General features: G+C 40.6%; 8 protein-coding genes. 5 read left to right on the forward strand and 3 right to left on the reverse strand.

Features of this window, described 5'->3' with window-relative positions:
• Together BM308_RS08395 and BM308_RS08400 are read left to right on the forward strand one after the other, a co-directional pair.
• The coding region (locus BM308_RS08395; protein ID WP_143098587.1) for a zinc ribbon domain-containing protein at positions 1–192 on the forward strand (192 nt) is incomplete at its 5' end.
• 122 nt (positions 193–314) lie between these two features.
• Positions 315–830: a hypothetical protein gene (locus BM308_RS08400; RefSeq protein WP_074944482.1), complete on the forward strand. Its 516-nt coding sequence runs from the start codon at positions 315–317 to the stop codon at positions 828–830.
• Between the two features lie 225 nt (positions 831–1,055).
• On the opposite strand, the gene BM308_RS08405 is transcribed toward BM308_RS08400, so the two are convergent.
• Positions 1,056–6,992 (reverse strand): AarF/UbiB family protein, encoded by a 5,937-nt coding sequence (locus tag BM308_RS08405; protein WP_074944484.1) that lies wholly within the window; start codon positions 6,990–6,992, stop codon positions 1,056–1,058.
• A 393-nt stretch (positions 6,993–7,385) separates the two neighbouring features.
• On the reverse strand, positions 7,386–8,705 hold the full coding sequence (gene gltA, locus BM308_RS08410; RefSeq protein WP_074944485.1) for a citrate synthase: 1,320 nt from the start codon (positions 8,703–8,705) through the stop codon (positions 7,386–7,388).
• Positions 8,706–8,928: 223 nt separating this feature from the next.
• Between gltA and purU the strand changes: the two genes are divergently transcribed.
• Positions 8,929–9,777 (forward strand): formyltetrahydrofolate deformylase, encoded by an 849-nt coding sequence (gene purU, locus BM308_RS08415; RefSeq protein WP_074944520.1) that lies wholly within the window; start codon positions 8,929–8,931, stop codon positions 9,775–9,777.
• A 69-nt stretch (positions 9,778–9,846) separates the two neighbouring features.
• Here the strand turns inward: purU and pdxH are convergent, their stop codons facing one another.
• On the reverse strand, positions 9,847–10,488 hold the full coding sequence (pdxH, locus tag BM308_RS08420; protein WP_074944487.1) for a pyridoxamine 5'-phosphate oxidase: 642 nt from the start codon (positions 10,486–10,488) through the stop codon (positions 9,847–9,849).
• Positions 10,489–10,694: 206 nt separating this feature from the next.
• On the opposite strand from pdxH, the gene BM308_RS08425 reads away from it, so the two are divergent.
• The gene (locus BM308_RS08425; protein WP_074944489.1) at positions 10,695–11,915 is read left to right on the forward strand and encodes an acetate kinase; all 1,221 of its coding nucleotides are present in this window, start codon (positions 10,695–10,697) and stop codon (positions 11,913–11,915) included.
• Between the two features lie 274 nt (positions 11,916–12,189).
• Positions 12,190–13,278 carry a TonB-dependent receptor gene (locus BM308_RS08430; protein ID WP_074944490.1) on the forward strand — a complete coding sequence of 363 codons (1,089 nt, stop codon included), beginning with the start codon at positions 12,190–12,192 and terminating at the stop codon, positions 13,276–13,278.
• Positions 13,279–13,374: the final 96 nt, after the last annotated feature.

The raw sequence follows: 13,374 nt of genomic DNA on the forward strand, positions 1-13,374 counted from the left end.
CGTGTGTATAAATGCCCAGAATGTGGCTTTACCATAGACCGTGACCTGAATGCAGCAATTAATCTGAGACAACAGATAAAAAACGTAGGAGCAGCTAGCTCCGAACTTAAGCCTGCGGAGCTGACGGCTCTGCTATCTGATTTAGAAATGAATGGGATAGCAACCAGCAGTGATGAAACAGGAATTTGGTAGAACGCCTATAAATTTATAGCTTTTTATATATTTTTATAGTTTTTTGTAGATCCAAACTAGCGGATATCTCAGCAAATGAACTTAATGTCCTGATAAAAGATGTCAAACGTTATCTGGATATTATGAATATTCCTGATAAGAATGAACGTGACAGAAAGTTAGAAGAGTTTTTTGATCTATCAAACGGATGGAGAAATGAAAAAGAACAGGAAGAATATGAAAAAGAGCTGCAGTCTTTAAGAAATGATTATCCCGACTCTCCTGAAGAGGAAATCATTGCGTTTGCTAACGTCAACAACAATATAGGAAAGACCAGAAGATTTCTGATGCTGAATAATGTGTTTGTATACTCAACCTTCAGACAGACAAGTAAGCTGGGACTTGATTTTTTCCATGAGCAGAATATTCCTGTCATGTTTCAGTTTGCAGATTACAAAGGAGCTGATCTCGAAGGCAGATTCGGCGATATAGAAAATGAGATAAAGAATCGAAAGGATGAAAACGGCAATTTCATCAGAATTCCTAATAAGGCAGGCTCTGCTATCACCCGTTCTGAAATGCGTCACGCTATACGTATGCAGAAAAGGCTTGATTTAGATTTTGATCTCAACCTGATTCATGGAGGCAATAAGATCTGAACTTAGGCGTAAGCTGTTCCTGTAGTATTCAGATGAATTAGAGGGCATTCAGCTTTGAAAAGAAGGTTGGGATTCATACCTCTGTCAGCTTGCAAACTCCTGAAATAACTGTCTACTTTTAAAAAATAAGGAAGAGCTTATTTGAGCTTTTCCTTAAATTTTGTGGCTCTATGTATAGCTGGGCTACGGAAGTACCGTAGCCCGTTTTTCCATATTGCACACATGCTAGGCAAGACTGTCTATCAGCATTGGAATTGCATACTTGATGATCTTACCTGTGCCAAGAGCTCCCACCGCCTGTGAACGTTTGTCAGTAAGTACTTCTGCCATACAGTCGAGGAAGTCTTCATAGCCCTTGGCTCCTTTAGCCGCGCCACGGGCTTTTTCTGCAATTTCGTCAATGTCCTGGGCAACGATTCCCTTGAACTGTTCAAAGAACCCTTCAAAGATTTCATTTGCTGTGAGTTTTACTGACTCAAGCTCCTTTGTTATAAGCTCACGGTAGCTCTGATTCTCTGCCTCCTTTTGTGCGTTATTTTCGGTTCCCGGAGCAGGGATTTTCTTTAAAATCTCCTCAAGTTCTGCTTTGCGTAAAGCTGTCTGTCTATACTCCTCATACATGACTTTCAGCTCTTCATGCCCTTCAATATGAGCCAATACGGAACCAACTCGTTCAGCTTCTGATGTTACATAATCGAGGTTCCTTCGTATGTACTCTTTATATTCAGGCCTATTTAAATCCTTCTTGGCGTTAGTGCAGAATCTGTTGATTATCTTGATTCTTTCTTTTTCATCTCGAGTATTCTCGGCTCCAATGTTATACATGAAGATTGATACCGGATCATCTTGTCTAACATCTACATTCGCAGCTGCAATACGCATAGCAGTAAAGGTATCCTGAAGAGCCTTATTTGTCTCTTCAATTGCGTTGTTCAGTGCAATCTGACATTTACTGAAGTTGTAGATTGGAGCAGGCATTTCAACTCCAAGTTTCAGTAATTCCTGAAGTGCTACCAGAATTCTGGCTCCGGCATCCTTTCTGCTACCCTTTGAAAGCACTGCACTTACCACAGCCTTGAGGCGATCCTTAACCAGAGGGGTATTCGGATCATTCTTATCTACATGTTCATTGAGTCTGGCCTTACTGGTCTCTGAGAGTAGTGCTGTCAGAGAGTCAATAAAGGCTGAACTGTCTGAGTACATTGCAGCTGCCATCATTTTTATAATATGCTGCTGCTGATCCTCTGTAAGCTGTGTACAGTTACCAAAATCGATAACAGTAAGCTGATCTGGGGAGGTCATGATATTTCCTGCATGTAAATCTCCATGGTAGAAGCCTTTACCGAAAATACCTTCAGTAACCCAGTTTTTGGTGAAGGTCATCAGATTCTGCTGCTGTTTGAGCAGAGTCTGATACTGTTCTGAAAGTTTATTGTAGTTCTCTAGTGAAACCTTGTAGTTCTGATGCTCAAGTTTGTCTGTTACCTCACCAGTGAACTTGTGTTGTTCCATAAATGTGCCATTCCTCATATCTATATGGGTAAATGGACGCAACATCAGCTTGGTGTTTTCGTTTGCATCTCTGATACATTTATCCAGAGTTATACCTGGAGCAAGATCAAGTACCATCACGTCTGTAGTAGGGCGAACCAGAGGGCTTAGAGTCATGCTCTTGACCTTGGTGGAGTTGTTGCTGTATATCTGACCGCTTTCTACATTGTTTGCTTCGACGGTAAGATCCAGTTCTTCCAGAATAGTCTTGAGATCACCTGCAAAAGTTACATCCATACCAGGAACCTTCTTCGCAGCTTCGATGAAGATCTTCTTTTCTCGTTCCGCACGGTTCTGAACATCAGGTCTTAGGAACTTGACCACCTTATCAACACCTTCTGGATGATCCTTTGTATAGAACCTGCACAGTACCGCCTGTCCTACAGAAGCTGCACCCAGAGACTTCACTACGCTGATCTTCGAGATTTCACCGTTCGAGGAGTTAACGATATCCAGAAGATGAGCCTGAATGATTCGATCTGGAATAGGTGAAAGATTACACTTCATATCTGCAAAGGCTGTCTTTAGATCATCACTTAGAGCCTCAGGAGGCAGTCTCTGCAGAATCTTCTGCATGATAGGACCTGCTCCCTTGAACATGGCTCCAAGTATCTGCGCAGGTGTTGAATTAGCATTGGAATAGCGGACCATCGAAGAGAGCATGCTGCGTCTGTCAATCTCGCTCATGTCTTTAAAGTAGGTCTTCATAACTTCTCCAATAAACTGACCCATGGCGGTCTTGGCAAAGGAGCTGTTGCCCTCATCCTGAAGCTGCTTTAAGGTTACGTTCTTGTTCGTTGGATCAAGAGGAACCTTATTTTCTCCATCAGATTTCAGTGCCTCATTGAATTTTTCTGCGATATCGTTGCCAATAATCTGTGACTGAGTCTCAATCGCGGCATTTAGGCTGGTTTCGGCCTGAGATATGATTTTCCAGAGTTCATCGTCCTTATTCTTAAGAAGACCTTCAAGCTTGCTCTTAAGGAACAGCTTCTGCATTCCCATCTTTAAAGTACCAGGCTTAGCAAGCATGAATGGAGATTTAGTCTCTATCTCTTCATTGCCATAGTCTTTTTCAGCCATGCCAATAAAGGTGTTCGCTTTGAATTCATGCAGATAGCCTTTTGCATCCATGGCAAGGGTAAGATCTTTTATCAGCTGCAGTGGCAGTAGTTTCTGTTTGATTATGTTCTTTAAGGTAGCATCATTTGGAGTATCTACCTTCTTAAATGGCTCCTTTAGAGAGAACTCCTCCTTTTGGGCTGACAGACCAGCCAGCTGCTCCACAAACTTGATATAAACCGCATTTTCAATACGTTTTTGATCTCCAAGGGTAGTGACCACATTACAAAGGGTGTCATAAGGCAGAGATCTGTTATTGATAATGTGATTAATCAGATCTTCGTAGTTCTTTGGAGTTGCGGGAGTCTGTATGTTGAGTTTCTCAAACAGAGGAGATGCTGCAACCTGCTCGAGAATCTCCCAAACATCAGGAAGTCTTTCTCCTCCTAAAGGAGGATCATTCACTCCTTCAAGCTGTTCAAGCAGCAGCTGACCGCGAATTTCTCCTAATGCTGAGCCCAGCGTTGTACGGATATTTTCCGGCAGTGAATTTATGGTGTTAGGATCGGATATAAGTCTGTTGAATGTATCGAGATGCTCCAGAATTGTATTTATAATTCTGGTGCCCGGTTTTGCATTAGGATCCCCCATTACCGAATCATATTTGCTGCCGTCAAAATTCAGAATCAGATCTGCAAAGAAATTATGAACCTTCTCATCTTCAAGCTTCTTTTCAAAACTCAGCTGTTTTTCAATAGCGGGCTTCTCTTGTTTTACTGCCCTAAAATAGCTGGTTATTTTTGCGGAATATTCTGCAATATTAGTTGATATATTACTTATATATTTATCTTGATTTTGTAAGCCTAGTTCTGAAAGGTAGGTGGGTTCAAGTCCGTCCCAGCTTTGAGGAGAAATGTGCATCAGTGAATCTGCAAGTCTCTCTATAGCCTTGTCAAATCCAGCTTTAAGCTCTGGAACAGCTTTTCCTTCTTCTTCGTCGGTTAGAAGCCCCATGTACAGCTCAAATCTCTCCTCCGGAGTCTTTTCTAGAAGAAATTCAAAACCATCCTTCTGTTCAGTTTCAAATATTCGAGCAACATTTGCCTTTAGAGAATTTACAAGTGCTTCTGAGAATGTATCCTGCAGCTCTTGCTTGTAGTCAACATGATCTTTAGGCAGATTGAGTAACAGTCTGTCAAAAAGCTCAAGGTTCTGCGCAAATATTTCCTTTAGTTTATTTATTCCAATTGTAGACTTACCATCTGCTATATCTTTACTTAAAGCATCTGAGAGCTTCCCGGTAAATTCATGCATCTGTAGAGCATATGCGTTTGTGTCCAGCTCTTTAAATATAGCGGAACACTGCTTGAACTCTTTAAGCTCTGCCGGATTTAGATTTGCTGTATCCTTGGCAGGGTCAAAGCCATTCTGAATGGTGGTGAATATTTTCTTGAATTCATCAAGACTTTGTATTTTCTCTCTGCTCGAGTTGCAATGATATGCCACTGTTTTGGCCAGTCTATTAGCAAAGCCTTCCTGAATTTCATTTTTAGATGAAATCTCATCGAGAACTCTTTTTAAGAAGTCTTCTTCTCTAAACTTATATAACAGCTCTGCGTGATCATTAAACAGTTTTGTCTGCTGCTTTATAGCTTCATTAGCATCCTTATTTTCTCCTCCGATTTTGACATAATCAGAACACATCCTCTGATACTCTGCTATATCCAGTACCATCTGTCCCTGTGCCTGTGGCAGCGTGATTGGGGCTTTGAACTCTGGATTTGTCTTTGCTATTTCTTCCAAAAGTTCCTGTACTGAGACTGACAGAGATGACAGGCAGATCTTATCCTCATAAATCTGTTTCAGTGCTTCACTGTTCTTTTCCAGAATTGCTTTGAGATCATCTGAGGATGGATTTTCTTTGGCAGTGAGTTCTGTGATTAACTGCTGTGAAAAAAGCTGAGCTTTTTTCTGTATTGAGCAATCAAGTGTCTGCTCAATTGCACTTAAATCTGTTTCAACCTTCTTTAGGAAGCCTTTATACAGAGGGTTTTCAGCCTCCTTTTCAACGAAAAACAGGTTAATCTTAAATGTCTTATCCGGTTTTTTGAAATAATTGCTGATAAGTAGCCCTGTCTTAAGATTGTTGTGTTCACAGTAGTCTACTAGCTTTTTGATTACACTCTGAGCAGGTTCTCTTATTTCGTTCAGAAGAGTACGGTTGGCAATAATTCTGGCCAGACAGCCTGCTTCCTTATTTATGATTTCAGCTAGAGCTGCACCAGGAGCAGTATTGTCTGGTGTTATGGAATAGAGTTCACGGCACAGTCTGTCCAGACTGCTGTAGAAGTTTACAGTATCATTTGTTTTTTTATTTTTTTCATTCTGAATATCTATGTTGTTAAGACTATCCAGAGTCTTTTGTTCTATTTCCTCGATATTCTTTTGGCTTATCTTTCTTTGCTCTTTTATCTGATTCTGTTTTTCAAGATCAAGATTCTTTACGTCAACCTTTGACTCAAGCTGCTTCTCATCCTCCTTGTCAAGCTTTGATAACAGCTCGGAGGTCATAATTGAGTTGATTTTATCCTGCTTTTCTCCTGGTTGATTCAGCTGTGCAAAGTTGGTCAGAATCTTTTTAACTTCATCCTGAGCCGTGGTTTTATTCCTTAGATTGTCTAAAATCGCTAGGGCACAGTTTCGCACTGTCTCAGTAGGCATCAGCGTGAAATCTACATTGGAAAACTGAGTCTGAGCTGAAATAAGTTTGATATAAAGAGTTCTGGTTCGACTGGTCTCTTCAATCTCGGGTTCATCTTCATCCTCTGGATTAACAGGGCCACCAATGATATTCTCAACGGCTTCTTTTCCGTACAGAGCCGGATGAGTTATGATGTCGTCCTCTAGCTGAGCTCTTAACTGAGAGGCTGTTAGAGGCAGCTCGAAGGTTGTTCTGAGATTACCTTCCTCGAAGGTGGCAAAGAGTTTGTTTTCAGCGGTCTGTCTTAATTTGACCGTATTGCCGCCGATGATAAAGTTCTGCTCATATTCTTTTCGATTTGGAAAGGTCTTAAGACCTGCCTGCAGCGCCTTTACTCCCTTTTTTATTTCCTTTGCTTCTCTCTGATTCTTAAGTTTTAGATACTGATCATCAATATCGTGTTCATCTTTGAAGACGAAATAGCCGATACCAAATGTCAGTACGGTTAGTACCTTTTCAAAAAAGGAGAAGCGAGACTTCTTAGGAACAATTCTTTCTTCAATCTGGGCAGAGAGTTTTTCCGGATTTTTAAGAATCAGTTCTGCTGTTTTCTTAGGTTCGGTAAGGGCTTCCTTGATCATCGGAATCTGTACAATCTCAAAGTCCTTTTCTGGAATTAAGCTTCTGGTCTGATCTTCAATAGATCTGTTATTTGGATTGTGATTTTTTTCTTTGATGGTCTTTCTGCCATCGTCATTATTAATCTCGTTTTCATCAAAACTATCATTAAGAAGAGGATTGTTGTAGTTTTCAGTAAAAGAGTTTTGTCTGTTGATTTGATCAGTCATATGCTACCTCTCCAGATGGTCTTTTGATATACATAAGCCTAGGCTCAGCACGTATATTGAATTCATGTATTAGAGTCGTACTTATTACGAAACTATAGAATTAAGTATGGTTCATGATCGGAAAAAAAAATGAGAATATACTCACATATATGTATTTTTGTATCTACAAAAAAATACTCGCATTTGTATTTTAAGGATATTTTGGGGGGACTATGTATTTCGTAAATTCGACGGAGTATTGTTAGAAAACAGGAAGAAAGCTTAACTTCTCTAAATCAGGGGAGGAATGCTGTCGTTTGGACGAAAAAATGATTTGGGATATGATTTACGTGGATATTGAGCAGGATCAAAAAGAAGGATCAGGACGATCCTTCTTTTGCATAATTGTGAGTTTTAATTTCTGCTTCTGAATGGTTTTACGTCTCGCTTTTCCTTTCCTGTGTATACCTGACGAGGTCTTCCGATTCTGAAGTCAGCATCATTGGTATGCATTTCATTCCAGTGAGTGATCCAGCCGATGGTTCTTGCCAGAGCAAAGATTACGGTGAACATTGAGGTTGGAATACCGATAGCGTTCAGGATGATTCCTGAGTAGAAATCAACGTTAGGATACAGATGTCTGGTTACAAAGTATTCATCGTTGAGTGCGATCTTTTCTAGCTCAGTTGCAATCTTCAGAAGAGGATTGTTTTCGATATGAAGTGCATCCAGAACCTCATGACAGGTATCTCTCATAACGATTGCACGAGGATCGAAGGTCTTGTATACACGATGACCAAAGCCGAACAGTCTGAAAGGATCATTCTTATCCTTGGCTCTTGCGATGTATTCAGGAATTCTGTCAACAGAACCGATTTCTTCAAGCATACGCAGACATGCTTCGTTGGCACCGCCGTGGGCTGGTCCCCATAGAGAAGCTACACCGGCAGCAATACAAGCATATGGGTTGGCTCCTGAAGAACCTGCCAGACGAACTGATGAGGTAGAGGCGTTCTGCTCATGGTCAGCATGAAGAGTGAAAATTCTGTCCAGAGCTTTTTCAACAATAGGATTTACCTTGTACTCCTCACATGGGGTAGAGAACATCATGTGCAGGAAGTTTGCAGTGTAGCTCAGATCATTTCGTGGATAGACAAAAGGATGTCCGATTGAGTATTTGTATGACATGGCAGCCAGTGTTGGCATCTTAGCAATTAGTCGTACCGCTGTAAGTTCACGATGTTCTGGATCATAAATATCCAGCTTGTCATGATAGAAGGCTGATAACGCACCAGCCACACCGCACAGCACAGCCATAGGGTGGGAATCACGTCTGAAGGCCTGGAACAGGGATTCCATCTGGGTATGTACCAGGGTGTGGTGTTTTACTCGGTGTACAAATTCCTGATACTGCTCTTTGGTTGGAAGCTCTCCCTTAAACAGCAGATAGCAGACCTGCAGATAATCGCATTTGGTTGCAAGCTGGTCGATTGGATATCCTCTGTATAGAAGAATACCGTTCTTTCCGTCAATGAATGTAATCTTTGATGTGCATGATGCGGTTGATACAAAGCCAGGATCATAGGTGAAATAACCCTGCTTGCCCAATTCTCTGATATCAATAACCTCAGGGCCGATTGCTCCTTTCAGAATTGGAAGCTGAATCGGATCCTTACCAGGAATGATAAGGGTTGCATACTTGTCTAGAGCAGGTAGTTTTTCTTCTATTGCCATTATGATTATTCCTTATCCTTTGTTTAATAAATGAAACGCACTAGTCATGATTTCATTGTAAACACATTCTCATAAATGTATATAGAATTGAAAATATTGGCTCTTTGCACTGTTATAGAGCGCACGCTTGTGGTTCATTTTGGCTTTCTGTTCCATATTTACTCAAATTTGTATATGCTTACAGGAATATCTAATTTAAGAGTTGGCAATGAAAGAAGTAATTATGGAAAGAAGAATTCTTTTAACCGAGTGCAAGGATGATGTTGGTCTTATTGCAAAGATTACCAATGTCTGCTTCCTGTTTCATATGAACGTTATTCGTCAGGATCAGTTTGCTTCTCACGAAGATAACAGATTCTTTATGAGAACCGTTATCGAAGGAAACTTCAGTGATGAAAAGATTTCTGAGACTCTAATCAATACTGTTATCAACGTTCTGCCTGACGGTGCCATTGTCCGTCTTAAGGATGAATCCAAGCGCAGGCTTTGTGTTCTGGTAACCAAGGAATCCCACTGTCTTGGTGAACTTCTGATGAAATCCTATTCAGGCGCAATGAATGCGGATATCGCTCTGGTTGCAGGTAATTATCCTGAATTAGGAGCTTTAGCAGAGAAGTTCGGTGTTCCTTTCAAGCTTGTATCCTGTGAAGGTATTACCAAGGAAGAACAGGAAAAGAACATGATGGACGTGATTGACGAGTGCAATCCTGATTACGTGATTCTGGCAAAGTACATGAGAATTCTGTCTCCTAACTTTGTAAATCACTATCCATTAGGTAAGCTTATCAACATTCACCACTCATTCCTTCCTGCATTTATCGGTGCTAAGCCATATCATCAGGCATATGACAGAGGTGTGAAGATTATCGGTGCTACCGCTCACTTCGTTACTAACAATCTGGATGAAGGTCCTATCATTGAGCAGGATGTTATCAAGGTAAACCACCGTTATGATCCTCAGACTCTGGCCAAGGCTGGTCACGATGTTGAGCAGATGGTTCTGATGAGAGCCGTTAACAAGGTTTTAGATGACAAGGTATTTATTCACGGCAATAAGACTGTAGTTTTCTAAAACTTACTCCAGGTTCAAGGAAGGCACTATATATTTTGTATACAGTGCCTTTTTTATTTAGCTTTTTTCTTAAGGAGCCAATCGAACAGGAGTCTGCCACACATTATCTTTTAGCTCATAGATAAATCTGTCATGCAGTCTGTTCTCTCGTCCCTGCCAGAACTCAACCTTATTGAATTTAACTTTGTATCCGCCCCAGAATGAAGGCAGAGGTATTTCTCCGTTCTTGAACTTTTCCTTCATCTCAAGGAACTTGCTCTCAAGAATTCCTCTTGCAGAAATCAGATGAGACTGATTTGAGGCCCATGCGCCGATCTGGCTTCCTCTTGGTCTTGAGTGAAAGTACTTTAAATCCTGAACTGTTGACTGTCTTACAGCTTCACCGATGAACATAACCTGGCGCTCAAGCATATACCAAGGGAAGAGAAGACATACCTTTGGGTTATTTTTGATGTGCTGAGCCTTACGTGAGCCCAAATTTGTGTAAAAAATCAAATTTTCACGATCATAGTCTTTTAGCAGTACCATTCGTGAATAAGGCTGATTGGTTTCGTCGACTGTGCTTACAACGACACCGTTTGGATCGTAGATCTGTGAATCAATGGCTTGTTTAAGCCATTTTTCAAAAAGATCAATAGGATGCTCGGTTAAATCAGACTCTTCAAGTCCGCCCTGAGTGTAACTTCTTCTTAAATCAGCAACATCAATCATTTCAAATTGCCTTATAAATTAAACAAAAAAATGTGATTTACTCAAAATACGTGAATTTTTGTATATATCAAGTATCAATTCTACATTTTATGTCACATTTGTTTAGTAACTATAGGTACATAATGGTAAAATCTTATTGTATAAGAAAATTATTACTTAATTGTAATTTTGTTCATAAAAATAGTTGAAGAAATTTAGGTGCTCAAATGAATAATTATCCAAAGACCGCATTGGTCGTAAATTGCGGAAGTTCTTCAGTAAAATTCGCTATCTTAGATCCTAAAGATGGTCATGTTTTTCTAAACGGTCTTGCAGAGGCTTTAGGCCTTGAAGATGCTAGAATCTCATGGAAGTTCAATGGTGGGGATAAAACAGAACAGTCTTTAGGCGCAGGCGCTGATCATAAGAAGGCACTTGAGTATCTTGTAAAGAATGTTTTAGCAAAGGATCAGGCTCTACTTGACTCTATTGTTGCATGTGGCCACAGAATCGTTCAGGGTGGTGATATTTACTCCGAGCCAACTTTAATCAACGATGAAGTTGAAGAGAATATCAGAAAGGTTATTCCTTTTGCTCCTCTTCACAATCCTGCTCACCTTTTAGGTATTGACGCTGCAAGAGCAAGTTTCCCTTCAATTCCTCATGTTGCTGTATTTGATACCGCATTCCATCAGACCATGCCTCCTAAGGCTTACAGATACGCAATTCCAGAGGAGTATTACACCGATCTTCACCTGCGTAAGTATGGTGCTCACGGTACTTCTCACATGTTCCTGTCACAGGAAGCTGCAAAGCTGTTAGGCAAGCCTCTTGAGCAGACCAACATCATTACCTGTCACTTAGGTAACGGTGCTTCTGTTTCAGCTGTTAAAGGCGGCAAGTGTATCGATACCTCAATGGGTTTAACCCCTCTTGACGGTCTTATCATGGGTACCCGCTGCGGCAGCATCGATGCTTCAGTTGTATTCTTCCTATGCGACAAGATGGGCATGACTCCAGAAGAGGTTAAGGAAGTATTCAACAAGAAGTCTGGTATGTTAGCAGCTTCTGGTATTTCATCAGACTTCCGTCCAATCGTTGCCGGTTACAATGAGGGTAACGAGAGATGTAAGCTTGCCTTAGAGATGTATGCTTACAGACTGGCTAAGTTCATCGCTTCATACTATGTACCACTAGGACATGTTGATGCAATCGTATTCTCTGGCGGTGTTGGTGAGAATGGTCCAACCACTCGTAAGTTCGTTCTAAAAGAGCTTGAAGAGTCATTCGGCGTTAAGATTGACGATGCTGCTAATGAGCACGCAAAGGTATTCAAGGGCGTTGATAAGCAGACTATTTCTACTCCAGATTCATCAGTTAAGGTCTTTGTTATCGCTACAAACGAAGAGCTGATGATTGCTCGTTCAGCAATGAGCTTTGTTAAGTAATTCTGTTTAGATTTTCAATCAGACGCTTGGCCTTTTTAGGCTGAGCGTTTTTTATCTTCTCTCTCTATCGGTCCTTCTGTATTAGCCCTTTAAATAGCATTTAATGTGATCGTAACCTCTTAATTTTTCTAAGTTTTATCTATATTTTCAAAATGATAATTTAGATCAAAAAAAGATATTTAAAACTGTGATCTCACTGAAATCTTAATCGAGGATTTCTCCTATACTCAAAAATGCTCCCCAAATGGTTTTGTTATGATTGCCGGGCATATTCATGTTTAAGTCTGTACCTCTTACCGTATTGGCTGTTGCTTTGCTATCCTGCGCAAATGCAGCCTCTGTTTATGATAAGGATGGAAACATTCTTTATCTGGACGGACGTGTACAGTCTGTTTTGTCCAGTGGCAATCATAACAACGCTAAGGAAATCGAATCCGCACTTCAGAATTCGTCTGATATATCAATAGGTGGAAAAAGTAAACTTAACGACTGGATATCTGCAACTGCATCTCCTCTGTGGGAAGTTTCTGATGCGTCTTCCTATAGAACTTTCAACGCATCGGATATGTACGGTACAAAATCTGTTAAGCCTAAATATTACTCTGTGTACCGCGATGATCAGCTGCAATACGGTTTTGCAGGAGAGGGCTTTCACACAAAGTTAGGCATTCTGTCTTCTCAGAATCAGGCCAAAGTTGCCAGCTCCCTGATAGGATATTTTGATAGGGCAGAAGGTTTTGCTGTTGATTCAGGTATTAATCTTGCTCTTGGCTATACCTTTGATGATGTCTTTTTAGGATCTCTGTCTGTACGTGGAGGATTCAGTCATGTGAATGGACAGACTCCTAACGTAGCAGATGTTTATGGCTTTAATGCCTCAGACTGGAGTCATTTCTACGGTGCTTCTTTTGAAGATATTGACCAGGCGAACTTTGGTGTTTCGTGGAGTGATATGGATTCAGGTCTGTATCTGTCGGCTTTATATGATTACAGTAGAATTGATCTGTTAAGCGGAGAGAGTGGCTCTGTTGCCGGCAGGGTAAATGGAGTGACACTTTCTTACCTGGATTATATTCAATCCCAGGGCTTTGAATTCGCGGTGGGATATGCCTTTAATAACGGTTTTTCTGCCTTGCTCGGTTATGAGATCAGCTACAATAAGGCAAAGTCTCTTACCAATAGCTATGATTATGCTTTAGTTCGCAGAATACCTGTTCTGATTAACTATAGACTTAATTCTAACTTTAATATCTGGGGTGAGGTTGGAATTGATGCCGGTTCTGATAGAAAGTTCTCTGAGTTTAAGGTAGATAAAAAAGACTCTAAGAACGTATTCTCCTTAGGTGCCCGCTATACTTTCTAATTCTAAAGTAAGTTGAGCTGTAATTTACTTGTAAGATATGGCATTTTCCTGAATATTTGTACAAAAGAGCTGAAACTCAAGGTTCAGGAGTATTCA

It is taken from the genome of Succinivibrio dextrinosolvens (assembly GCF_900116345.1).
Taxonomy (GTDB): Bacteria; Pseudomonadota; Gammaproteobacteria; order Enterobacterales; family Succinivibrionaceae; genus Succinivibrio; species Succinivibrio dextrinosolvens_B.